This window comes from Granulicella sp. S190, assembly GCF_009766095.1.
In the GTDB taxonomy this organism is placed as follows: domain Bacteria; phylum Acidobacteriota; class Terriglobia; order Terriglobales; family Acidobacteriaceae; genus Edaphobacter.
This window is the reverse complement of the sequence record NZ_LMUD01000002.1, coordinates 186,983-210,122: the sequence shown is the minus strand read 5'-3', so window position 1 is coordinate 210,122 and position 23,140 is coordinate 186,983. Positions and strand designations below refer to the sequence as shown.

General features: G+C 57.6%; 19 protein-coding genes and 1 riboswitch. Of the genes, 13 read left to right on the top strand and 6 right to left on the bottom strand.

Annotation, left to right across the window (positions count from 1 at the left end; translation table 11 throughout):
* Positions 1 to 173 precede the first annotated feature (173 nt).
* The 3 genes from argJ to xylB all read right to left on the bottom strand — a co-directional run bounded on the left by argJ (position 174) and on the right by xylB (position 4,009).
* Positions 174 to 1,394, bottom strand: a complete 1,221-nt coding sequence (gene argJ / locus GSQ94_RS00810; protein ID WP_254063498.1) for a bifunctional glutamate N-acetyltransferase/amino-acid acetyltransferase ArgJ — start codon at positions 1,392 to 1,394, stop codon at positions 174 to 176.
* A 65-nt stretch (positions 1,395 to 1,459) separates the two neighbouring features.
* Positions 1,460 to 2,533, bottom strand: coding sequence for a Gfo/Idh/MocA family oxidoreductase (locus GSQ94_RS00805; protein ID WP_158941420.1), 1,074 nt, complete (start codon positions 2,531 to 2,533; stop codon positions 1,460 to 1,462).
* Between the two features lie 3 nt (positions 2,534 to 2,536).
* Complete coding sequence (gene xylB / locus GSQ94_RS00800; protein ID WP_158941419.1) at positions 2,537 to 4,009, bottom strand: xylulokinase; 1,473 nt, start codon at positions 4,007 to 4,009, stop codon at positions 2,537 to 2,539.
* Positions 4,010 to 4,164: 155 nt separating this feature from the next.
* Between xylB and GSQ94_RS00795 the strand changes: the two genes are divergently transcribed.
* From GSQ94_RS00795 to GSQ94_RS00780, 4 genes are all read left to right on the top strand, one after another.
* Positions 4,165 to 5,724, top strand: coding sequence for a TolC family protein (locus GSQ94_RS00795; RefSeq protein ID WP_254063497.1), 1,560 nt, complete (start codon positions 4,165 to 4,167; stop codon positions 5,722 to 5,724).
* Positions 5,725 to 5,726: 2 nt separating this feature from the next.
* Positions 5,727 to 7,034 carry an HlyD family secretion protein gene (locus tag GSQ94_RS00790; RefSeq protein WP_158941418.1) on the top strand — a complete coding sequence of 436 codons (1,308 nt, stop codon included), beginning with the start codon at positions 5,727 to 5,729 and terminating at the stop codon, positions 7,032 to 7,034.
* A gap of 66 nt (positions 7,035 to 7,100) precedes the next feature.
* Entirely contained in the window at positions 7,101 to 7,688 is a 588-nt protein-coding gene (locus tag GSQ94_RS00785) for a Dps family protein (RefSeq protein ID WP_158941417.1), read from the top strand.
* A gap of 136 nt (positions 7,689 to 7,824) precedes the next feature.
* Positions 7,825 to 8,847: a VTT domain-containing protein gene (locus GSQ94_RS00780; protein WP_158941416.1), complete on the top strand. Its 1,023-nt coding sequence runs from the start codon at positions 7,825 to 7,827 to the stop codon at positions 8,845 to 8,847.
* A gap of 28 nt (positions 8,848 to 8,875) precedes the next feature.
* On the opposite strand, the gene GSQ94_RS00775 is transcribed toward GSQ94_RS00780, so the two are convergent.
* Positions 8,876 to 9,601, bottom strand: a complete 726-nt coding sequence (locus GSQ94_RS00775; protein WP_158941415.1) for an energy transducer TonB — start codon at positions 9,599 to 9,601, stop codon at positions 8,876 to 8,878.
* 248 nt (positions 9,602 to 9,849) lie between these two features.
* Between GSQ94_RS00775 and GSQ94_RS00770 the strand changes: the two genes are divergently transcribed.
* Together GSQ94_RS00770 and GSQ94_RS00765 are read left to right on the top strand one after the other, a co-directional pair.
* A complete protein-coding gene (locus tag GSQ94_RS00770) occupies positions 9,850 to 11,439 on the top strand; it encodes a UbiD family decarboxylase (protein WP_158941414.1) in 1,590 nt (529 codons plus the stop codon).
* A 68-nt stretch (positions 11,440 to 11,507) separates the two neighbouring features.
* On the top strand, positions 11,508 to 12,596 hold the full coding sequence (locus tag GSQ94_RS00765; RefSeq protein ID WP_158941413.1) for a hypothetical protein: 1,089 nt from the start codon (positions 11,508 to 11,510) through the stop codon (positions 12,594 to 12,596).
* Between the two features lie 6 nt (positions 12,597 to 12,602).
* Here the strand turns inward: GSQ94_RS00765 and GSQ94_RS00760 are convergent, their stop codons facing one another.
* Positions 12,603 to 13,148 (bottom strand): molybdopterin-dependent oxidoreductase, encoded by a 546-nt coding sequence (locus tag GSQ94_RS00760; RefSeq protein ID WP_158941412.1) that lies wholly within the window; start codon positions 13,146 to 13,148, stop codon positions 12,603 to 12,605.
* A gap of 39 nt (positions 13,149 to 13,187) precedes the next feature.
* On the opposite strand from GSQ94_RS00760, the gene nuoI reads away from it, so the two are divergent.
* From nuoI to GSQ94_RS00725, 7 genes are all read left to right on the top strand, one after another.
* Positions 13,188 to 13,691, top strand: a complete 504-nt coding sequence (nuoI, locus tag GSQ94_RS00755; protein WP_158941411.1) for an NADH-quinone oxidoreductase subunit NuoI — start codon at positions 13,188 to 13,190, stop codon at positions 13,689 to 13,691.
* Between the two features lie 108 nt (positions 13,692 to 13,799).
* Complete coding sequence (locus tag GSQ94_RS00750) at positions 13,800 to 14,903, top strand: homocysteine S-methyltransferase family protein (RefSeq protein WP_158941410.1); 1,104 nt, start codon at positions 13,800 to 13,802, stop codon at positions 14,901 to 14,903.
* Positions 14,900 to 17,623: a methionine synthase gene (gene metH / locus GSQ94_RS00745; protein WP_158941409.1), complete on the top strand. Its 2,724-nt coding sequence runs from the start codon at positions 14,900 to 14,902 to the stop codon at positions 17,621 to 17,623. Before GSQ94_RS00750 ends, metH begins: the two co-directional genes overlap by 4 nt.
* A 139-nt stretch (positions 17,624 to 17,762) precedes the next feature.
* Entirely contained in the window at positions 17,763 to 18,140 is a 378-nt protein-coding gene (locus GSQ94_RS00740) for a hypothetical protein (protein WP_158941408.1), read from the top strand.
* 234 nt (positions 18,141 to 18,374) lie between these two features.
* Positions 18,375 to 18,492: riboswitch (SAM riboswitch) on the top strand.
* 122 nt (positions 18,493 to 18,614) lie between these two features.
* Positions 18,615 to 19,895: a threonine synthase gene (gene thrC / locus GSQ94_RS00735; protein ID WP_158941407.1), complete on the top strand. Its 1,281-nt coding sequence runs from the start codon at positions 18,615 to 18,617 to the stop codon at positions 19,893 to 19,895.
* Positions 19,895 to 20,176 (top strand): MoaD/ThiS family protein, encoded by a 282-nt coding sequence (locus GSQ94_RS00730; RefSeq protein ID WP_158941406.1) that lies wholly within the window; start codon positions 19,895 to 19,897, stop codon positions 20,174 to 20,176. The genes thrC and GSQ94_RS00730 overlap by 1 nt, the downstream gene beginning before the upstream one ends.
* A gap of 112 nt (positions 20,177 to 20,288) precedes the next feature.
* The gene (locus GSQ94_RS00725; protein ID WP_158941405.1) at positions 20,289 to 20,438 is read left to right on the top strand and encodes a lmo0937 family membrane protein; all 150 of its coding nucleotides are present in this window, start codon (positions 20,289 to 20,291) and stop codon (positions 20,436 to 20,438) included.
* Positions 20,439 to 20,506: 68 nt separating this feature from the next.
* Here the strand turns inward: GSQ94_RS00725 and lon are convergent, their stop codons facing one another.
* Positions 20,507 to 22,933, bottom strand: coding sequence for an endopeptidase La (lon, locus tag GSQ94_RS00720; RefSeq protein WP_158941404.1), 2,427 nt, complete (start codon positions 22,931 to 22,933; stop codon positions 20,507 to 20,509).
* Positions 22,934 to 23,140: the final 207 nt, after the last annotated feature.

Sequence of the window (23,140 nt, the reverse complement as noted above, 5' to 3'; positions counted from 1 at the left end):
CTTATAACGATATAAGGCTTACGCGAAAACGTCATCTTCCGGTGTGAAGATGGCGTCCTGCCGGACGGGCCCACTGCGCGTGGGGCGATCACTTCGTGACTTGTTTACTGGTCTGGGCGGGACGAATCTCTTGGGGCCTCGCGTTGCTCGGCTTTAGCTTCCGATGAGACTTTTTATGTGGAGTAATCCGCGTTAATTCGCACGTACTCTTCTGTGAGGTCGCAGGTGAGGAATCTGCACTCTGCATCTCCCAGTCCCAGATCGAGGGTAATGGTGTAGTCGCGCGCCATCATCTCGGCGTGCGCCGCCGACTCCTGGAAGGCGGGCGAACGCACGCCCAACTCGAAGACGGGCTGTTTCCCGATGGCGATCGTCACCAGCGCCGGATCGAAGAGCACGCCGCTATATCCCGCAGCAGCCATCAGTCGTCCCCAGTTCGGATCTCCGCTCGACCAGGCCGTCTTGCAGAGAGGCGAATGAGCGATCGACTTCGCCACTTGTTTGGCCTCTGCGTCTGTTCGCGCGCCGGTGATGTGCAGCGTGACCACGTGTCCGACACCTTCGCCATCATCGACGATCTGGTAGGCAAGCGATCCACAGACCAGCTTGAGAGCGTTTGCAAAGGCTTCCTGGGTGCGAGCATCGAGCTTGACGCCGCTGGCTCCGCTGGCCAGGAGCAGGACCGTATCATTGGTCGAGGTGTCGCCGTCGATGGAGATGGAGTTGAAGCTTCGTTCGACGGCCGGCTCCAGCAGATTGCGCAACTGTTCGCTGTCGGCAGCGATGTCGGTGAAGAGGTAGACCAGCATGGTGGCGTGAGCCGGTCCGACGGGTGCGCCGAGCTGGGGGTGGATCATTCCAGCGCCCTTGGCTACGCCGAAGATGCGGACCTCAACGCCGTCGACATCGATGGCAGCGCGTGCCACCTTCTGTTTCGTGTCGGTCGTCATGATGGCCTGGGCAAAGGAGTCTGCGTGCTCCGGCGTGTCTCCCAACGCAGACTGCAACGCTGGCAGGGCGGCGATGACTTTCTCGGCTGGAAATGGCACTCCGATGATGCCGGTCGAGGAGGGGAAGACTTCATCGAAGATGCAGTGAAAGCTTTCGGCGGCGGCGACACAGGTCTGCACGCAGGCGTCGATACCCGGCTGGCCTGTGGCACAGTTCGCATTGCCGGCGTTGACGAGTACGACGCTTACGCGGCCGCCGGTGGTCGCCATGTGCCTGCGTCCCACGGTGACGGGCGCCGCAACTACCTGGTTCCTGGTAAACATTGCGGCGCCGTTCGCGCCCTGAGTTGCAACGGCAATCGCTACATCCGTGTTGCCGCTTGCCTTGATTCCGGCTTTGACAGCACCCCACGCAAAACCCTGCGGCAGGCTCTGCGATTTCATCGTCTGCTCCATTTGCATATTGTCTACTCTACCAAGGCAAAGGGCGATGGATGGAGGGCTAGCGCTTAGAAGGTGACGGGCAGGGTGCGTCCTTCGAGTGAGCTCTGCCGTGCCATCTCGAGCAGCTTGATGGTCCGGTAGCCGTCTTGTGGCTTTACGGTCAGCTCGGCGGTGCCGGTGATGGCATCGCGTACGTTGGCGTAGTAGAAGCGGTAGTCGCCGAGTTCGGTCTTTACCTGGGTGCGGGTGAGGATGCCAGGCTCGTTCGGGTCTGGAGCCACGGTCAGCGTGCCCCAGTGTTCCTTGGCGTCGGCGAGCCACTCTCCCTCGCCCATTCTCGGCAACTTCGCGCCGCCGAGGAGGGCTGGCTCCTGCGGGTCAAGGCCGAACTTTTTGAAGCTCCCCCTGGTTCCGTGCAGGAGAAAGCGCGGAGCAGCGTCGCAGGCGAGCATGCTGGAGCGGCAGTGGGCGCGGAGCTTTGGGTACTCGAGGGTGATGTCGAAGGCATCTTCGATGTCGGTGGAGTCGCGGTCCATGCGAACGCTGGCGGTGATGCCCTGAGGCGCGCCGAACAAGGAAAGCGCCTGGTCTACGAGATGAGGAGCGAGGTCGAAGAGAAGCCCGTTCGCGCTGCTGGCGCCCTCTTTCCAGGTGTTTCCGCGAGGCACGGGACGGAAACGGTCGAAGTGCGACTCGTAGGTCACCAGCCGTCCTACTGACTCGTCTTTGAGGATGTTCTTCACCGTTAGAAAGTCTCCGTCCCAGCGGCGGTTGTGGAAGGGTGCGAGTACGAGGCCCTGCTTCAGAGCAAGTTCCTGCAGCTCGAGAGCCTCTTCGCTGGTTGAAGCGAACGGTTTGTCGATGACGACGTGTTTTCCTGCGAGGAGAGCCTGTTTTGCGAGATTGAAGTGAGTTTCGTTAGGAGTTCCCACGACGATGAGCTGGACTGCGGAGTCGGCCAGGGCCTCCTCGAAGGAGCGAAGGATTCGCGCCGAGGGGTAGGCTTTTCCAGCCTCGTCGCCCTTGCGCTGAACGATCGCCTGAAGCTTAAGCCCCGGGACGGCACTCACAAAAGGTGCGTGAAAGACCTGTCCTGCCAATCCAAATCCGATTACCGCAACGCCAATCTCTGCCGCCATTCCTTAGCTCCTCGTAATTTCATGCAATGCCGGATAGATCCGGCGATATTGTTTATAAGCCTCATTCATTACAGGAACGTCGATGGGCGGGATCGTCTCCGCCACACGAACTGTCGCCGCACATGCCGCTTCGACGCTCTTCCATACTCCGATGCCGGTTCCGGCGAGCAGCGCCGCACCGAAGGCACCGCCTTCCTCGGCAGCCAGAAGATCTACCGAATGGCCGTAGACGTCTGCCTGAATCTGCCGCCATAAGGGTCCACGGGCTCCGCCACCGCCCAGCCGGATTGCCTTGACGGGAACTCCGAGCTCCTCGAACAGGGTAAAGGTGTCTCGCAGGCTGAAGGCGACGCCCTCGAGCACGGCTCGGACAAAGTGTCCCTGGGTGTGCGAGGCCGTGATGCCGACGAAGGCCGCGCGAGCGTTCGGGTCGAGGTGAGGGGTACGCTCGCCGAACAGATAGGGTGCCCACATGAGGCCGTCTGATCCTGCCGGGATCTCTGCGGCGCGAGCGGTCAGAGCGTCATAGCTGCTGTCGGGTGCGAAGGTGTCGCGGAAGTAGCGCAGGCTCAGGCCGGCGCCGTTGGTGACACCCATCACATGCCAGCGTCCGGGAGCCGCGTGACAGAAGGTGTGCAGCCTTCCCAGGCGGTCTTTTACGGGAGAGTCGGTTGCGGCAAAGACCACGCCGCTGGTTCCGATTGTCGCCGACACCGATCCCGGGGCGAGAATGCCCATGCCCACCGCTCCGGCGCCCTGATCACCCGCTCCGGCTGCCACCGGTGTGCCTTCGGCCAGGCCGGTGGCTTGAGCTCCTGTGGCGTTGATGCGGGCACAGATCTCCGGCCCTTCAAAGAGCCTCGGCAGCCAGTGCATGGGTATCCCGGCGGCCTCAGCCATCTCAGCAGACCAGCGCCGGTTCGTTACATCCAGCAGGAGGGTTCCGCTGGCCTCCTGCATATCCATGGCAAACTCGCCCGTCATGCGGTGGCGGACGTAGTCTTTTGGGCAGAGCACATGGGCTATCCGGGCGAAGATCTGTGGCTGATGCTCGCGCACCCAGAGCAGCTTGGTAAGGGTAAAGTTTGGCAGCGCCGGATTGCAGGTCAGCTCGATGAGGCGCTCGAAGCCGATTTTGTCGGTCAACCAGTCGCACTGGGGCTGGGTTCTCTGGTCGCACCAGATCAATGCGGGCCGCAGCACCTGCCCCTCGGCGTCGAGCATGACGCAGCCATGCATCTGGCCAGTTAACCCCACGGCTTCGACCTGAATTTCGCCCGGTCCGGCGGCGGCCATGGCACCTGCTATCGCTTCGCGGGCGGCCCGCCACCAGTCTTCGGGGTCCTGTTCGGCCCAGCCGATGTGCTCGGAGTGAATTCCGGCGTGTTCGCTGGCAAAAGAGGCTTTTACCTGCCCAGAGTGGTCCACCAGCACGGCCCGGGTGCCCCCGGTTCCAACGTCAATCCCTAGAAGCATTTATATGATCCCTGAGTAAAAGAGTTTGATGAGAGTGTACCGAAAGCATCTTTTGAAGATTTTCGATAGCCCACTGCATCAGAAGCTCTGGTTACAAAAGTGTGACAAACGGATAGGTTCCCGTTGTGCTCACAGCATTTCCCATAAATCAGCCCATGAATCTAATCAAGATGCAGGTTACGATCAACCATATGAGTAAAAGCAAAACAGCGGGCGCTGCCATGGCGTCGGTTTGTCATCTGGGGTTTTGCCTGTTTTTGGCCTGTGGATCGTCTTATGCCCAGGGGCCGGGCAGCTCGGCGGCACAAACGCCCGCCAGCGGACCAAGCACAGGCACAAGCAGCTCCGCTGTCGCGGGTGCCCAACAGAATCTCTATACCGCCTCCGGCCAGAATGGGGCGCAGCCGACGCAGGACTCATTCAAGGGCAGCGTGGTCACGGGTAAAGCCACGGAAGGGGTTCTCGATCTCTCTCTTGAGGACGCTATTCAGCGGGGACTGCGCCAGAACCTTGGTTTGATTCTGCAGACCTCATCGCTCAAGAATGCCAGCGGTCAGCGGCTTGAGGAGTTGCAGCCGCTTCTCCCCACCGTGACGGCGTCGGCGAATATTCAGGTGCAGCAGATCAATCTGGCGGCATACGGCCTGAAGTTTCCGGGCCTAGCCCCTATCATCGGACCATTTCAGACGGTGGATTTCCGGGCTTTTCTGACCCAGAACCTGGTGAACGTCTCCGCTTTGAAGAATTTCCTGGCGGCGAAGCATAACTTTGAGGGCGCTCGTCTGACCGCGGAGGATGCGCGTGACCTGGTGACGCTGACGGTTGGAAACGCCTATCTGCTGTGCATCGCGGACGCGGCTCGTATTGAGGCGGTTACCGCGGAACTGGCTACGTCAAAGGTTTCACTCGACCAGGCTAGTGCAGCGCACGATGCGGGTACCAGCCCCAAGCTTGACGTGCTGCGCGCACAGGTGGACTACCAGAATGAGGAACAGACGCTGATCTCGGCGAAGAACAGCCTGGAAAAAGATAAGCTTGCGCTGGCACGGACGATTGGCCTTCCCCTTGATCAGGCGTTCCGTTTGACTGATCTTGCTCCGTTCCAGGCGCTGGACAATGTCGATCCGCAGGTTGCGTTTCAGCAGGCGCTCAAGACTCGCAAGGACCTGAAGGCGTATGCGGAACAGGTGAAGAGCGCCAGTGACGAGAAGACGTCGGCCTGGGCTTATCAACTTCCCGTCGCCAGCTTTTCCGGAGATTATGGGGATATTGGGACCACCCCCAGCCATTCGCACGGAACGTTCTCCGCGACGGGAGAACTAAGCGCTCCGATTCTCCAGATTGCGAAGACCAGGGGGCAGGAGCAGGTCGCCGACGCGCAGTATGAGCAGGCGCGGGCGAAGCTTTCAGATCAGGTGCAGCAGGTGAATCAGGATGTTCGCGACAGCCTGCTGGATATTCAGTCGGCGGCAAAGTTAGTGGAGTCCACGCACTCGAATGTGGATCTTGCCAACGAGGCTCTCAGCGAAGCGCAGCAACGTTTTCACGCCGGCGTCTCGGATAACCTTCCGGTCTCTCAGGCGCAATCGCAGACCGAGCAGGCGAACGATCAATACATCAGCGCGCTCTATCAGCACAATATCGCCAAGCTTGCCCTGGCGCGTGCCCTGGGTGTCGCTCAGACTAACTACAAAGATTATCTCGGAGGAAAGTAACCTTGGCAGACCAATCAGATCAGCAGCAGGAAGGCCAGACCGCGCAGATCACCGGCACAGTTCAGATCAAGCAGAATAACGAAGAAAAGCAGCGTCCGGACGACTCGCACAAGCAGGAAGAAGAGGAAGCTCCGGAGAAGAAGTCCGGCCGCAAGTTTATCGTCATCGCGGTCATCATTCTCCTTGTTATTGGTGCAGGGATCTTCTACTGGCGTTCTACGTTTAGTGAAGACACGGACGACGCACAGGTGGACGGCGATCTGTACCAGGTAAGCGCGCGTGTGACCGGCCAGGTAATCAAGGTTTATGTTGAGGATAATCAGAAGATCAACATCGGCGATCCGATCGCTGAGATCGATCCTCGGGATTATCAGGTTGCGCTGGAACAGGCGCAGGCAAATCTTGCCAGCTCGCAGGCTGCAGCTATTCAGGCGACGGTAAATGTGCCGATTACCAGCATCAACGTGAACACCACTGTTAGCACGACGGGATCCGACGTCACCGGAACTTCCGCTACGGTGGAGCAGGCGCGTAAACAGGCACAGGCAGCCGAGGCGCGCGTTGTTGCCGCGAAGGCCAATGCGGTCAAGTCGCGTCTCGACGTAGAGCGCTACACGCCACTGGTCGAGAAGGACGTGATCTCCAAGCAGCAGTACGATGCTGCGGTTGCTACGGATGCAGCGAACCAGGCGTCTGTGCTGGAGGCTGAAGCTACTGTGATCGGCCAACAGGCCGCTGTGACCCAGGCGATCCAGAAGCTGGCGCAGTCGCGCTTCCAGGCGGCACAGTCGATCAAGACCGGCCCGGATCAGGTGAGGGTTCAGCAGGCGAAGGCGAACTCCGCTCTTGCCGACGTCAAACAGGCGCAGGCCAAGGTCGATCAGGCGATGCTGAACCTGAGCTACACCCACATTACCGCTCCTACAACCGGTATCGTCAACAAAAAGAACGTTCAGGTGGGTGCGAATCTCAGCATCGGGCAGGATGTTCTGACGATCATTCCGCTGACCAATCTTTGGGTCACTGCGAACTTCAAAGAGACACAGCTCTCGAAGATGAAGCCGGGCCAGGAGGTCACGCTCAAAGTGGATGCACTTGGCGGACGGAAGTTCCATGGGAAGGTGACTCAGATTGGAGGCGCGACCGGCTCGCGGCTGTCATTGTTTCCGCCTGAGAACGCTACCGGAAACTATGTCAAGGTCGTGCAACGGATTCCTGTTCGCGTCGACTTCGAGAATCTGCAACAGGAGAATGGAGACTACGCTTTGCGCCCCGGCATGTCGGTTACACCGGATGTCACGGTTAAATAATCCGGGAAACCGACGACCCACCTGTAGCATCTGAGGTGGAAAGCAGATTTTTTTTCGAGGTGAACGATGGCAGTTGCAATTAAGAAGACAGGTATAAGCGTGGCACCGCTCTGGCATGCCCAAGCAAAGGAGATTCAGAAGTACGGCTCCGTGGTGGATGATATGCCTCACCCGTTGAGCGCAAAGGTGCGGTCCGAGATGGTCGCGCAACTTAATCAGCTTCTGGCTGATTCGATTGCCCTGCGGGACATGTACAAGAAGCACCACTGGCAGGTTTCGGGGCCGACCTTCTACCAACTCCACCTCCTGTTCGATAAACACTTCGAGGAGCAGGTTGAGATGGTCGATACGATTGCAGAGCGCGTACAGCTTTTGGGTGGCGTCACCATCGCGATGGGCGGAGACGTGGCCGAGGTCACTCGCATTCAGCGGCCTCCGCGTGGCAGGGAAGAGGTTCCGGTGCAGATCTCCAGGCTGTTGGAGGCGCATAAGGTCATTATTCAAAGCTGCCTCGATATCTCGGAGGCGGCCGATAAGGCTGGAGATCAGGGTACGAACGACCTGGTAATCAGCGATATCCTTCGCCCGAACGAACTGCAGTCGTGGTTTATCGGCCAACACCTGGTCGAAATGCCTTTGATCCTCGACAAATAGCCGGGCATGCGCTCTGCTTTAATTTTTCAATATTGCAGGGAACAGCCCGGTCGCGCGAAGCTTCCGGGCTGTGTATGTTTAAGGCAGGGAGTTCGCATCCAACTGGCCGCCCTGATCATCAGAACTGAGTAAACTTATGCCGATCGCGCTCGCATTTTTCGTCCATTACGCGTACCTGATCATCTTCCTTTGGGTGCTCGTGGAGCAGGTTGGGATCCCCATTCCAAGCATCCCCGTTCTGCTTACAGCGGGAACACTCTCAGCGACTCATCGGGTGAGCCACACTTACGTGGTGCTGGCGGTACTTGCCGCTTGTCTCATCGCAGATACTGTCTGGTTCTCGCTGGGCCGTCGCTATGGCAACAGCGTGTTGAAGCTGCTATGCCGCTTGTCCTTTGAAGCTTCGACCTGCGTCAGCAAGACGGAGAACTACTTCACCCGGCGCGGGCCGGTCACACTGCTCTTTGCGAAGTTTGTCCCCGGTCTGAGTACTGTTGCCGCGCCCATTGCAGGCCAGACGGGAATGCCTTATGGGAAGTTCCTGATGTGGGATCTCGCCGGTTCTCTCATCTGGGGTGAGACGTTCATTCTCGCCGGAAGATTCTTTGGAGATCTCGCCAAAAAGAGTGCGCCGTTCTTCCACTGGCTGGGCCACTTTGCTTTCTTCATTTTCGTCCTGATGGTTTTGGGCTTCCTTGTTCATCGGATCTGGAAGCAGCGCAAGTTTCTCCAGCAAGTTCGCGAACTGCGCCTTGAGCCCGCAGAGTTGAAGGAGATGTTGGATCAAGCGACGGCTTCGGGGCTTACGCCTCCGTTTATTGTCGATTTGCGACACCCGCTGGACTATCTCCCCGATCCGCGCGTTCTTCCGGGAGCGCTTCGCATTGGCCCGAACGAGCTCAGGGCTCACAGTGAGATTATTCCACGCGATCGCGATGTCATTCTTTACTGCACCTGCCCCAGCGAGGAGACGAGTGCCCATCTTGCTCTGCAACTGCACAAGATGGGTGTCTACCGAGTTCGCCCTCTTCGCGGCGGGTTTGATGGCTGGAAGGAAGCAGGCTATCCGTTGGTCGATTACGTTACTGAGACTCCAGGCTCGGACGTGGTTCAGCAGATCCTTCCGACGAGCTCACAGTCTGCCGTCCCCTCCATGTAGTTTGACTGGCCTGGGTTCTACTCAGGACCTAGCTGCCCATTCGGAAGTTCACAGTGATCGTGGTCTGTACCTCGGTCGGCTCTCCGTTCAACTGATAGGGTCTGTATCTCGCGCGGCGTATTGCGTCGATGGCGGCGTTCTGCAGCATCACCGGCCCGCTGAGAACATGAAGGCTTTCGATCGTGCCCATTCGGGAGATGACCGCCTCGACCACGACCGTTCCCTCCACGTGAGCGGCTCTGGCAATCGATGGGTAGACGGGTTGAATCGGTGCCATCAACAACCCCTGAGATACGCCCGTAGAGATCTTAATTGTTGAGTGGGTGGATCCGACTGAACCGACGGAGACGCTGGGAGTGGGCCCTCCCGTTCCGATAAGTCCACTCGGGAAGTTATCGTGGAGTCCCATTCCGCTGCCTGGCGAGAGCAGGGAAGGCTGTTCGCCAGTGGCTATCTGGTGGCCCGGCAACAAGGTGGAGATGATGGCCGCGCGAGGCGGCGCGGGAGAGGCAAAGCCTGAGGTGTTCTCCGCGACTCGCTGCATGCGTATCGGTGGCGCGGGAGGTTTTGGCGGTAATGGCAGCAGCAGCTTCGGCGCGTCGATGTGAAACGGGAGCGCCTCCGGGTGCAGCAACGGAATGGCGATCACCAGGCCGGCGATCGCAAACTGCAGGCTGATCGAAGCGACAGCCGTCCATCGCTTGCTTAGAGAGATTTCAGCAACACGTGACTCCACAAGACTGTCCTCAAACATAGAAGCACCCTCCAGCGTTCGGATCTTAGGTGCGCCTCCAGCGAGGAATGCGGCCGTACTCTGTTAGACACCTTGTACGCCTGGATGTTCCCGAACAAATTGGGGTCTTCGCATTGTTGATTCGATCCTGCTCAGAATCGGTTGAGAATTCTTTGCCAAGTTTCACGAGGCGATTCTCGGAGTGAACTCTATCTTTGCGAACCCGTTACCATAGAGCAGCAGGGAAGCGACTGCAGCAGGAGAGGGAATTGGCCTATAACGATCTACGCGAATGGATTAAGCAGCTTGAACGAGCTGGAGAGCTGAAGCGCATCACGACCGAGGTGTCTCCTGATCTCGAGATGGCAGAGATAGCCGACCGTACCGCGAAGCTCGGTCGAGGCACAGCCAAGGCCGGCGGCCCTGCGCTCCTCTTCGAGAACGTGAAGGGATACCCCAGCGCGCGCGTGCTGATGAATCAGTTCGGCAGCGAGCGACGGATGAAGCTCGCGCTCGAGACGGATTCGCTCGACGCGATCGCCGATCGCATCCGCACGCTGCTAAAGCCACAGACGCCGACGAGCTTCATGGACAAGGTCAAAATGCTGCCGATGCTTGCGGAGGTGGGTAGCTTTTTCCCAAAGGTAATCTCTGCTAAGGACGCACCGTGTAAGCAGGTCATTCACCGTGGCGAAGACATCAACCTGCTCGAACTGCCTGTTCTCAAGACGTGGCCACAGGATGGTGGACCGTTTATTACGCTTCCCTGTGTCATTACGCGCGATCCCAACTCCGGCAAGCGGAATGTCGGTATGTACCGCATGCAGGTTTACGACGGCAAGACCACCGGCATGCATTGGCAGCGTCAGAAGGTAGCCGCGGAGCATATGCGCGAGCGTTTGCGCGAGGCTTCGCCGGACTCGGCTGCGCGTGTGGATCTGATGGCTTTGACTGCGGGAGGCACTGCTGCGGCCAGCTCGCTCGAAACTCTTCACGCAACGACTCTCACGAAGATTCGCGAAGACAGGATGGAGGTCGCGGTTGCCATAGGTACGGACCCTGCCACGACGTTTAGTGCTATCGTTCCCGCGCCACCGGATGTCGAGGAGTACCTGATCTCGGGCTTCCTGCGTCAGAAGCCGCTTGAGCTGGTTAAAGCAGAGACGGTGGACCTGGAAGTTCCGGCCAACGCGGAGTACATTCTCGAGGGCTATGTGCAACTCGGCGAGTTACGTACCGAAGGCCCTTTCGGTGATCACACAGGCTTCTATACGATGCAGGACGACTATCCCGTCTTCCACGTCACGTGCATCACGCATCGCAAAGATCCAATCTATGCGGCCACGATCGTAGGCAAGCCGCCTATGGAAGATGCCTGGATGGGCAAGGCCGTCGAGCGCATTTTTCTGCCGCTGATGCAGCTTACTCTGCCGGAGATTGTCGACGTCAATCTGCCTGTAGAGGGCGTTTTCCACAACCTGATGATTGTCTCGATCAAGAAGTCTTACGCCGGACATGCCAGGAAGATCATGAACGGTATCTGGGCGATGGGGCAGGCGATGTTCACCAAGTGCATCATCGTTGTCGACGAAGATTGCGATGTACAGGATCTTGCCGAGGTGACTCTCCGCACTGCAAACAATATTGATCCTGAGCGCGACATTCAGTTCACCCTGGGTCCGGTCGATTCGCTGGATCACGCGAGCCGATTGCCTAACTTTGGCAGCAAGATGGGCATCGATGCGACGCGCAAATGGGCTGCGGAGGGCTTCACACGTCCTTGGCCGCCGATGCTGGCGATGGATGCTGCGGTGAAGGCGAAGGTCGATGCGCTTTGGAAGAAGTTGGGGATTGAATGATCTTTGAATCTCCGTGGCTTGTAACGGTGAGTGGTTTCCGATCACCATCGGAGAGTGAGGGCGACCTTATGTCAGCTAATCTTAGCTTCGCAGATGTAAGACTCAACTACGATCCATCTCAACCGCAGCAGCGATTTCGCAATGCTGGCCTGGAAGCCGCATTCCTGGCACCTGCTGCTCAGCTTCCCCATGCTATTCCATGGCCAGTGGGAACGGCTCCTACGCCGATCACGCTTACTCCCCCACCCGTCGACACTGACGATCTCTCACGTTTCGCGGGCTATGACGCCGTTGTTGTCACCTGGACTTCAGCGGAGGCGGCTGCGCTGGCTTCTCTCTTCACTCCGGCCAACCCGACCAGCACGTGGTTTCTGTACCGGCATAATGTCGCGCAGTACATTCCCCTGGTGACCGGCAATGTAGCTCCGTTCAACGACAACACGCCGGATATGGCGCGCTACTTTCATACCCTTGCTCTCTACTTTCCCTGCCAGATCGGAAAGGCAAAGGTGCTCCTGGTTAAGAGCGGCCTTCATCTGGACTACGATGGTCCGGCGACGCCGGTGAAAAAACTGATGACCGAGATCGCAGAGGCGGTCCGTCCCAAGCTCTTCATCACCACCGGCACCGGTGGAGGCATCGGCTCCGATGTGTTACTCGGTGACGTCGTGATTGCCGGGACAGTGCGCTTCGATTGCCGCACGCAATTCAAGAACGAGCCGTGGCACGATGCGGTGTTCTCACCGTCGAAGCTGCCTGCCGGTGCTCTTGCGGCCATTACGCCTGCACTTACTCAGCCGAACGCCTCGCGTATCCCAAATGCCAGAGCCACTCCAAAGATCTGGAGTTCGAAGAGCGATGCCATTGTCACAACCGATTTCTTCGCCTTCGACGACTCTACGAACTTCTATAAGCTGCAGGGCCTTGGCCAAGCCTGTGATATGGGCGATGCCATGGTTGCCAATGCGCTGCAGGGGATTCCGAATCTCTCCTGGTATGCCATTCGCAACGCGTCCGACCCACAGATTCCCAACCCAACCAATAGCATCAAACAGGCAGGTGACGCAGCTGCACAGATCTATGCCAAGTACGGGGGGCTGACGACCGCGGCAAGTGTCATCTCGACCTGGGCCGTGATTCATTCAGCAACTCATTGAGACTGGTTACTCTACGGTTATCACCGTAAGCGCACTTAGATTTCTTACCCACCGCTGCGGCTTTTTGTCTTCACTGTCGATGAGCTTGAACTGGCCATCTTCTCCCAGAGGCTTGCCGCCCATGCCTGTGGCAACGATCACGGAGCCGTTGTGTTCTGAGTCTTCCACCTCGGTGACCGAGTAGAGCACCCAGTACTTATCTACGCCCTCGGCTATGAGATAGCTGCGGAGCATCTTGCGGTGGGTGGTTTTGTCTACGGGCAGTCCGTACTTTGCCAACAGATCGCCCAGAAGTACGCCGGTGTAGGTTTCATCCGTCTTTGTGTGTTCGTTATGGACCGTGACGGTTTTCTGCGTCATCGCCAAAAGGTCTGTAATGGAGAGGGTCGTCGGCTTACCCTCGATGGTCAGAACCAGGCTGGTCGAGGGCGTAGCGGGGGTGTGAGCGTGTTCGGCTGACGTTCCTACGGGGGCGTCCTGTGCCCCGGCGGTGTTGATCCCGATAACAAACAGGGCCAGCAGGAACGAGAGAGAAGCGACGGCTCTTTTCATGGCTTTCAGCCTAACGTGCCCCCGTCGTATACTCAAGGTATGTCTATCGTCCGAGACGCCGCAGCCATTGCCAAGGGTATGAGCATCACACTGAAGCAGGTCTTCCAGCCGACCGAAGTCGAGAACTATCCCGACGGCAAAGGTCCTATGCGTGGCGCGAAGTTTCAGGAGCGCTTTCGGGGCAAGCACCAGCTTCAGCGCGACGAAAACGGGCTAGAGAAGTGTGTCGCCTGCTTCCTCTGCGCTGCCGCCTGTCCGTCGAACTGCATCTACATCGAAGCTGCGGAGAATACGGAAGAAGTACGCATCTCCTCAGCCGAGCGTTATGCCAAGGTCTATAACATCGACTACAACCGCTGCATCTTCTGCGGTTACTGTGTTGAGGCCTGCCCGACCGACGCCATCACCCACGGCCATGGATTTGAGCTTGCCAGCCTGAACGCGACGAGCCTGGTTATGCGGAAGGAAGATCTATTGATTCCTACCCCGATGCTTCCCGACGCCGTGCGCTCCGATAAGGACGAAGCCGAGATGCTCGCCTAGCAAACTTCAGGTTTCAGCGTGGAAATTGACCGGTAAGCCTTCCTGGCTCGCCGCACTACGACGGACGCGAGTGTGCACCGCGCGCCGAGTGAAGGACATCGAATAAGAATGACTACCGCAAACCAACATCCCCTGGAAAAGATAATCGAGAGCCGAATCGCCATTATCGATGGAGCGATGGGGACGACGATCCGCACCTACGGCATGAAGGAAGCTGACATCCGCGGGGAGAGGTTCAAGGACTCTACGAAGGACCTGCTGAATAACGGAGATCTGTTCTCTCTGACCCAGCCGAAGATGATCTGCGATATTCATCGGCGATTTTTGGAGGCGGGGGCGGACATTATCGAGACCAATACCTTTGGAGCGACAAGCATTACCCAGAGTGAATTCTTTGTGGACGATCCGCGCGAACATGGCGGGCGCAAGGACCCGGAGTTCTACCAGAAGATCATCGACGATTCGATGCTCAGCAATCTTGCGTGGGAGATCAACGAGCAGTCTGCGAGACAGTGCCGGGAGTGGGCCGATCGTGTGGGAAGTGCGACCGGTCGCCAACGATTTGTGGCGGGCGCAATTGGTCCGCTGACGGTATCTCTTTCGAACTCACCTGATGCGGACGATGCCGGCTTTCGTGTGGTTACCTTCGACCAGGTGAAGACAGCCTATGCGGAGCAGGTGCGGGCGCTGATCGCAGGCGGGTCGGACCTGCTTCTGGTCGAGACGATTTTTGATTCGCTCAATGCCAAGGCTGCTCTGGTCGCCATCCGTGAGGTCTTCGATCAGGATGGTAAAGAGCTGCCGGTGATGATCTCGGCGGCGGTGGGTCGTGGGGGTGAGACGTTGATCTCCGCTCAGACGACTGAGGCCTTTTGGAATGCGGTGGCGCACGTGAAGCCACTGTCGGTGGGACTGAACTGTTCACTTGGTCCTGACTTGATGTATCCGTTTCTTGATGAGCTTTCTGCGAAGGCGGATGTGGCGATCTCTTGCTACCCGAATGCTGGACTGCCGAACCCTCTATCGGAGACGGGTTTTGATCTCGGTCCGGAGGATATGGCCCGCTATCTTGGAAACTTTGCAAGGAGTGGGCTGATCAACATAGCTGGCGGGTGCTGCGGTAACACGCCCGAGCACATTGCGGCGATTGCCAAAGCGCTCGAAGGCCATGCTCCGCGCGAGTGGTCCCGGCAGATCGAGAGTGCAGCTTGAGCGCGACTGCAAGCGTAGCAGAGGCCGTGAGCTCGAAGCCGCTTCGTCTTTCAGGATCGCAGCCGTTTACCCAGCAGGCCGGCGTCTACATCATGATCGGCGAGCGAACCAATGTGGCCGGTTCGCCTAAGTTCGCGAGACTTGTCAAAGAGGGGAAGTACGAAGAGGCGGTCAGCGTAGCCCGGCAGCAGGTCGAGAATGGCGCCAATGTGATCGACATCTGCATGGACGAGGGTATGATCGACGGCGTTGCAGCGATGACTCGCTACCTGCAACTGCTGGCGAGCGAGCCTGAGGTCGCCAAGGTGCCCTTCATGGTGGACTCCTCGAAGTGGGAGGTCATCGAGGCGGGGCTGAAGTGCCTGCAGGGCAAGGGCATCGTGAACTCGATCTCGCTGAAAGAAGGGGAAGAGAAGTTTCGCCAGAACGCCGCGACGGTGCTGAAGTATGGAGCGGCGGTGGTGGTGATGGCCTTCGACGAGCAGGGGCAGGCTGCGACGTACGAGGAGAAGATTCGTATCTGTGAACGCGCCTATCGGATTCTTGTGGACGAGGTCAGCTTCCCCCCTGAAGACATCATCTTCGACCCGAACATCCTTACCGTGGCTACCGGCATGGAGGAGCATAACAACTACGCGGTGGATTTCATTAACGCCACGCGCTGGATCAAGGCCAATCTGCCGCACGCGAAGGTCAGCGGTGGAGTCTCGAATATCTCGTTCAGTTTTCGCGGTAATAACAAAGTTCGAGAGGCGATGCACTCCGCGTTTCTTTACCACGCGATAGCGGCGGGTATGGACATGGGTATCGTGAACGCCGGGATGCTCGAGGTGTATGAGGAAATCGACCCTGAGCTGAAGGTGCTAGTTGAGGATGTTCTTCTCAACCGGAGGCCGGACGCTACGGAGCGTCTAGTGGAGCATGGCGAGGCGCTGAAGCACATCGGCGTGGTGGTGAGTGAGAAGAAGGCTGAAGAGTGGCGCCACGGCACAGTCGAAGAGCGTCTCTCCCACGCGCTGGTCAAGGGAATCGATGCGTACATCGAGCTTGATGCTGAAGAGGCGCGGGTGAAGCTGGGCCGGCCTCTTTTGGTGATTGAAGGGCCGCTGATGGATGGCATGGGCGTGGTGGGCGATCTGTTTGGCGCGGGCAAGATGTTCCTACCCCAGGTGGTGAAGTCTGCCCGGGTGATGAAGAAGGCCGTAGCGCATCTGACGCCGTACATGGAGGCCGAGAAGGCTGCCATGGAAGCCTCTGGCCAAGTGGTCAAGGCACAGGGAAAGATTTTGCTGGCAACGGTGAAGGGTGATGTTCACGACATCGGGAAGAATATTGTCGGCGTGGTTCTGGCGTGTAATAACTACGAGGTCATCGACATGGGGGTGATGGTCTCGTCCGAAAAGATTCTCGATCGCGCCAAGACCGAGAAGGTAGACCTGATTGGTCTTAGTGGCCTGATTACGCCGTCTCTCGATGAGATGGTGCATGTAGCCCGCGAGATGGAGCGTCAGGGGTTCAAAGTGCCACTGCTTATCGGTGGAGCAACGACCAGCCGAAGACACACCGCCGTCAAGATTGCTCCGCATTACAGTGAGCCAGTCGTTCACATTCTGGACGCGAGCCGCGCAGTACCGGTGACGACCAGCCTTCTTAGTGACGACGCAAAGCCAGCGTTTGTGAAGCAGTATCGCGCCGAGTACGAGGCACTCCGTACGGCCCACGCTGCGCCGCGTCAGCAAGGTGTCCCCCTTGAGACCGCTCGCAGCAGACGCACGCCGATCGAGTGGCGCGCCGAAGATGTGCCAACTCCCGCGTTCAGCGGAGTCCGCGTACTGGACAATTTTCCTCTGGCGACTTTGCGAGAGTACATTGACTGGTCGCCGCTCTTCCACGCATGGGGGCTGAAGGGTGTATATCCACGTATCCTCGAGCACGAGCAGCAGGGGGAGCAGGCGCGCCAGATCTTTGCCGATGCGAATGCACTTCTGGATCGGATGATTGAACAGAACTCGATCACTGCACGCGGGGTTTACGGCTTCTTTCCTGCCAATGCCGTTGGCGACGATGTCGAGCTTTATACCGGGGGCACACGTGGAGAGGTGCTGGAGCGATTCCACTTCCTCCGCCAACAGGCGAACAGGGAGGGAAGCGAGCCCTGCCGCTCGCTCTCCGACTTCATCGCGCCGAAGGAGACAGGATTGCCCGATCATATTGGCGCCTTTGCGGTGACCAGCGGGGTAGGTCTGAAGGAGCTTTGCGACCAGTTCAGGGCAGATAATGACGACTACAACGCGATTATGGCTGAGGCCATCGCGGACCGGCTCGCCGAGGCCTTCGCGGAGTGCCTGCACAAGCGCGTGCGCGATGAGTGGGGTTATGGCTGCGAAGAGAACTTGAGCCCTGCGGACTTGATCCAGGAGAAATACCGGGGCATCAGACCGGCTGCGGGCTATCCGGCGTGCCCGGATCATACGGAGAAGGGCTTGCTCTGGCGCTTGCTTGACGTCGAGGCGAACACTGGAATGCGGATCACGGAGTCGTTTGCGATGTGGCCTGGTTCCAGCGTGAGCGGGCTCTACTTCGCCCATCCAGAGTCGCGCTACTTCAGCCTGGGTAAGATTGACCGCGATCAGGTTACCGACTACCACGAGCGCAAGGGCATGAGTGTAGCCGATGTCGAGCGGTGGCTAGGGCCATACCTGAACTACGACCCTGCCTGAAGCAGAGTACGTCGGGAGTTCGACAGATAAGGCGATCTTTAGGCTAAATTGGCCCGATTCTTCGATAAAATGTATTTATCCCCCGTAGTTTCCTGCGGAATTTGGGATGCCCCCTTGTCCCGGTGAAAGTTAGAGAAATATGGAAACCCCGATAAACGGTACTCGATCTATCTTGCATATTTGCACCCGCGAAACGATCCGACCACTTCGCGACCAAGTTCTTCGCCTCTCAGGGTTTCACGTCGACTCCACTCTGAACCATACCGAGGGACTGTCGATGTTCTGGGGGCGCCAGTACGATCTTGTTCTGATCGATGTGGAAGGCGAAGAGGGAATCCCTCGAGCCGAACACATGTGCTCCGAAATTAAGACCACGCAGCATCATCAGCTGGTTGCCTTCGTCTGTAACTGGCGAGTGGCCATCCTCACGGACTGCCCTGACGAGATCGTTCGGACAGAGTTCGACCCCGCAGCCTTCGCGCAAGGTGTAAGCGATATCGTTTCACCTACTGCCTGATCCAATTGCAGGCTAAAGCTGCCGTACTGGAATGGTTTGCTTGTCGGCGCTTATCATCGTCGTTGCTTTAGCCGGTGCATTGATACAGGGCAGCGTTGACGGCGTAAGTATCGCTAAGTACATTTCCCCCTGATTGCCATCGATTCAATTTCCGCGTCAAAACTTCCCATAAGTTGCGACCAGGTTCGTGCTGTGATACAAACGATGTATTCCAGTCTGCTTCGGCAGATTTGAATTTCATGCAGAGTGGTTGAGGGACGAGCCCTTTGACGCCACGACAACCGGACAGAATAAACGCGTACCGGTGTCAACTCTCTCCTGGGAGCCTTTTAGGCTACAGGGAACATGAGATTCGGAGCAGGCAGTCCGAAATCCAGGTCTGCACCCCGTATTTCACCTTCCCGGCCATATTTGGCTACCCCACAAGAGAGTAAGCGTAGAGAGTTCAGAACCTTTCCCCTCGGAAAGAGCACGATGAACTATTCCTGTAGCCGGTATGAGCTGAAGTGCAACGAATGTGGCAAGGGGTTCGGCAACCAACCTCTGTCTGCATGCCCGGATTGCCTCGCCCCACTCGAAATCGCCTATGACCTCGAAGCTGCCCGCGGTATCTTCACTAAGGAAAATATCGCAGCCGGGCCAGCCAATATCTGGCGTTACGCCGCTCTCCTGCCGATCCCTGAAGGCTTTCAGCCGGACCTCCCTGTGGGCTTTACCCCGCTCGTGCGTGCGAAGAATTTGGGCAAGCGCATCGGCGCCACCAATCTCTACATTAAGAATGATGCTGTTTGTTTCCCGACCCTCAGCTTCAAAGATCGCGTCGTTTCGGTCGCCCTTGCGAATGCGCAGAAGTTTGGCTTCGACGTCGTCGGTTGCTCTTCCACCGGCAATCTCGCCAACTCCGTCGCGGCGCAGGCCGCGCGCCTCGGACTCAAGGCCACGATTCTTGTCCCTGCAGATCTTGAGCCCGCCAAAATTCTCAATACCCTGGTCTACGGCGCGCGCCTGATCCGGATAGACGGGAACTACGACCACGTCAACCGGCTCTGCACACAGATAGCTGATGAATATGCGTGGGGTCTAGTCAATGTAAACCTGCGTCCATACTATGCAGAGGGGTCGAAGACGGTCGGCTACGAGATCGCCGAACAGCTTGGTTGGCGTCTACCGGATAACGTTGTCGTTCCTATGGCCGGCGGCTCGCTCATCCGCAAGATCCGCAAGGCCTTCAAGGAACTCGTTTATCTCGGTCTCGTCGAAGAGAAGCCAGTCCGGTTCTTTGGCGCTCAGGCGTCGGGATGCTCGCCGATCTCTGTCGCTGTCAAAGAGGGAACTGACTATATCGAGCCGCAGCGCCCTAACACCATTGCGCGCTCGCTCGCGATCGGCAACCCGGCAGACGGCCCCGCCGCCGCGAAGATGATCCGCAGCACCGGGGGCTGGGCGGAGGATGTCTCCGACGTCGAGATCGTCTCCGGCATCCAGGAGCTGGCCGAGACCGAAGGCATCTTTACCGAGACCGCAGGTGGCGTAACTACTGCTGTTACGGCGCGCCTCTATGCAGATGGTCGCATCTCCCCCGACGAGATCACCGTCACCTGCATCACCGGCAACGGACTCAAGACCACCGACGCCCTCAGTGGCCGCTACCAGACGGAGCGCGCTGTCCGCCCGCGTCTCGCAGACTTCGACGCCTACCTTCGCGAGCTCGACGATATCGCAGAACCCGAACTGGCCACAGCAGGAGCCCTCTAATGTCTATCAAAGTTACTCTACCCACAGCCTTCATCCGCCACACCGATGGCCGCAAGCAGTTCAACTCTGCGGCAGCTAATCTCCCGGGCCTCATCGCCGATATTGACCAGACCTTCCCTGCACTGTCGATCCAAATTAAGGACGAGGAGGGTAAGCTTCGCCGGTTCATCAACATCTACGTCAACGACGAGGACATCCGCTTTCTCGGTGGCGAGACGTATGCCTTCCAGGACGGAGACGAGATTATGCTCATCCCATCCATCGCCGGGGGTGCGATCTAGCTCGATCACAGCAATATTTCACATGCAGAGCAACGTATCAGTGCAAATACACCTCCTAATATCTGTAGGTATCCGCGATACGCGCAATCTGTAGACAGAAAGAAGGTTTTGCATGTTTCTAATTCTGGCTGTTGTTTTGGTTTTACTTTGGCTGGGCGGATTCTTTGTTCTTCATGTCAGCAGCTTTCTGATTCATCTGTTGCTGATTTTTGCATTGATCTCGATCATTATGAACTTCGTCAGCGGAAGAAGGGCTGTCTAGTTCTGAGGTCTGAAGCAAGGAAAGGGCCGAATCCTATGGTTCGGCCCTTTCCTTTGTATGCTGCCTATTTACTGGTGAGCAATGGGTTGAGGTACTTCAATGCCGGATGATGGTAGTACCGAGGACAAAGCCTCGGGGGTCTCTTCCTGAAGCTCAGGTAGATTGCCTTCAAGCGCAAGCTTTAGCACCTGATCCATCTCCTCGACAAAGTGCAGCTTCATGGTGGTCTTGAGCAGCTCAGGCAGATCGGCCAGGTCTTTACGATTTTCTTCGGGCAGGATCGCTTCGAAGATACCTGCACGATGTGCAGCCAGCAGCTTCTCCTTCAAACCTCCAATCGGAAGCACCTTGCCGCGCAAGGTAATCTCACCGGTCATCGCAATATCGCGACGCACCTTGATCTTCGTCAAGGCACTGGCGAGCCCAGTCGCCAATGTGATGCCAGCTGAAGGTCCGTCTTTCGGGATTGCTCCCTCTGGGACGTGTACATGAATATCGACATTCTTGTAGAAGTCCTTCGCCAGTCCCAAGTGGTGAGACCGCGAACGAATGTAAGTGAGCGCAGCCTGGGCGGACTCCTGCATCACATCGCCGAGTTGTCCTGTGGCCGTCATCTTACCTTTACCGTCGAGTACCTGAACCTCGGTTTGAAGGATCGTTCCCCCCATTTCGGTCCACGCCAGACCAGTCACCAGACCGACTTCACTCTTCTCATGTACCTGCGAGTCGCGGAACTTCGCTACGCCAAGAATGCTGCCCAGGTTATCCCCAGTGATTGTCTCAGTGTGCTCCGCACCGTTCTTGACCACACGCCGTGCAACCTTGCGGCACACATTTCCGATCTCGCGTTCGAGATTGCGAACGCCAGCCTCTCGCGTATAGCCGCGAATAATCAGTCGCAACGCATCATCTTCGAAGATGATCTGTGCTTCAGTCAGCCCGGTTCCTTCACGCTGCTTCTTTACCAGATACTGCTTGGCGATCTCTAATTTCTCGATCTCGGTGTAGCCGTGCAGCCGAAGGATCTCCATACGGTCCTGCAACGGGCCAGGAATGGTGTGCAGAACATTCGCCGTCGCGACAAACAGTACCTGCGACAGATCGTACTCAACATCCAGGTAATGATCCTGGAACGAGGTGTTCTGCTCTGGATCGAGAACCTCAAGCAGCGCGCTCGCTGGATCGCCGCGGAAGTCTGAAGCCATCTTGTCAATCTCATCGAGCATGAATACCGGGTTCTTGGTCCCGGCCTTCTTCATCGACTGAATGATCTGCCCAGGCAGCGCGCCAATGTAGGTCCGCCGATGACCGCGAATCTCGGCCTCGTCGCGAACGCCGCCTAACGACATCCTTACAAACTTTCGGCCGGTAGCCTTCGCGATGGACATGCCCAGTGAGGTCTTACCTACGCCCGGAGGTCCGACGAAGCAGAGGATCGATCCTTTGGGATTCTTCACGAGTTGCCGTACGGCAAGAAACTCGAGAATCCGCTCTTTGATCTTTTCCAACCCGTAGTGGTCCTCGTTCAGGATCTGTTCCGCGTGCTCGATCGAGCGGATCTCTTTGGACCGCTTCTTCCATGGCACGGCAAGTAACCAGTCGAGATAGTTCCGCGATACCGTGGACTCCGCCGACATGGGCGGCATCGCTTCAAGCTTTTTCAACTCCTGGAGTGACTTCTCTAGTACGTCCTTCGGCATATTCGCCGCTTCAATCTTCTTCTTCAGCTCATCGAACTCAGATTTCTCGCCGCGGCCAAGTTCCTTCTGGATCGCTTTGATCTTCTCGTTGAGGTAGTACTCCTTCTGTGCCTTCTCCATCTGCCGCTTCACACGCGACTGAATCGTGCGATCCATATTCAACTTCTCGATTGCGACATCCAGCACATCGGCAACCTTCGTCAACCGGTTCTCTGGGTCGAAGACTTCGAGGAGCTGCTGCTTTTCTTCAATCGAAAGCTGGAGGTTCGCTGCGATGGTGTCCGCGAGCTTAGCGGGCTCATCTGCGCGAACGCTGGCCGCCATCGTCTCGTAGTTCAAAGACTGCTGCAGCTTTACATACTGCTCAAACAACGAGTGGACGCGCTGCATCAGTTGTTCCACCTGAGGCGTCATCTCTAACTGGGTCTGGCCAGTGCGAACCGTCGCCACAAAGAAACCATCGACATCGTTGATTTCGGTGGCGCGCGCTCTCTCCACCCCTTCAACCAATACTTTGATATTTCCGTCCGGCATCTTGACGCTTTGGACGATATTGCCGATAGTCCCGGTCTCATAGATATCGTCGGCATTCGGTTCATCTACCGAAGCGTCGTGCTGGGTCGCGAGAAAGATCTTGCGGTCGCCTGAGAGCGCCTCCTCCAGCGCCCGGACGCTGGACTCGCGGCCCACAACAAAAGGGGTCATCATGTGGGGAAAGATGACCATGTCACGAATGGGCATCATGGGAAGCTTGCGAACATCGCCGCTTAGCGCTTTTTTTGGTTGATTTGTCATCTCTCTCCAATTAGACGTTAAAACGCCAGAAATGATGCATCGGCGTTGCGGCTTCAGGTGATTGTAATTCCTCTGGCGTGATTAAGGTATTTCCAGTAGCGCGATAGATCGATGAAATAAAAGATCATGGCTTTTAAGTAGAAATCGCAACGACAAATGTATGCCGTTGCGACCCATGGAACCTAGGAGAATGCCTCTTTCGTTTCG

Coding starts and splice junctions, on each gene's coding strand:
- argJ (WP_254063498.1), bottom strand. CDS start 1,394: ATGAAATCGCAGAGCCTGCCGCAGGGTTTTGCGTGGGGTGCTGTCAAA.
- GSQ94_RS00805 (WP_158941420.1), bottom strand. CDS start 2,533: ATGGCGGCAGAGATTGGCGTTGCGGTAATCGGATTTGGATTGGCAGGA.
- xylB (WP_158941419.1), bottom strand. CDS start 4,009: ATGCTTCTAGGGATTGACGTTGGAACCGGGGGCACCCGGGCCGTGCTG.
- GSQ94_RS00795 (WP_254063497.1), top strand. CDS start 4,165: ATGAATCTAATCAAGATGCAGGTTACGATCAACCATATGAGTAAAAGC.
- GSQ94_RS00785 (WP_158941417.1), top strand. CDS start 7,101: ATGGCAGTTGCAATTAAGAAGACAGGTATAAGCGTGGCACCGCTCTGG.
- GSQ94_RS00780 (WP_158941416.1), top strand. CDS start 7,825: ATGCCGATCGCGCTCGCATTTTTCGTCCATTACGCGTACCTGATCATC.
- GSQ94_RS00775 (WP_158941415.1), bottom strand. CDS start 9,601: ATGTTTGAGGACAGTCTTGTGGAGTCACGTGTTGCTGAAATCTCTCTA.
- GSQ94_RS00765 (WP_158941413.1), top strand. CDS start 11,508: ATGTCAGCTAATCTTAGCTTCGCAGATGTAAGACTCAACTACGATCCA.
- GSQ94_RS00760 (WP_158941412.1), bottom strand. CDS start 13,148: ATGAAAAGAGCCGTCGCTTCTCTCTCGTTCCTGCTGGCCCTGTTTGTT.
- nuoI (WP_158941411.1), top strand. CDS start 13,188: ATGTCTATCGTCCGAGACGCCGCAGCCATTGCCAAGGGTATGAGCATC.
- GSQ94_RS00750 (WP_158941410.1), top strand. CDS start 13,800: ATGACTACCGCAAACCAACATCCCCTGGAAAAGATAATCGAGAGCCGA.
- GSQ94_RS00740 (WP_158941408.1), top strand. CDS start 17,763: ATGGAAACCCCGATAAACGGTACTCGATCTATCTTGCATATTTGCACC.
- thrC (WP_158941407.1), top strand. CDS start 18,615: ATGAACTATTCCTGTAGCCGGTATGAGCTGAAGTGCAACGAATGTGGC.
- GSQ94_RS00730 (WP_158941406.1), top strand. CDS start 19,895: ATGTCTATCAAAGTTACTCTACCCACAGCCTTCATCCGCCACACCGAT.
- GSQ94_RS00725 (WP_158941405.1), top strand. CDS start 20,289: ATGTTTCTAATTCTGGCTGTTGTTTTGGTTTTACTTTGGCTGGGCGGA.
- lon (WP_158941404.1), bottom strand. CDS start 22,933: ATGACAAATCAACCAAAAAAAGCGCTAAGCGGCGATGTTCGCAAGCTT.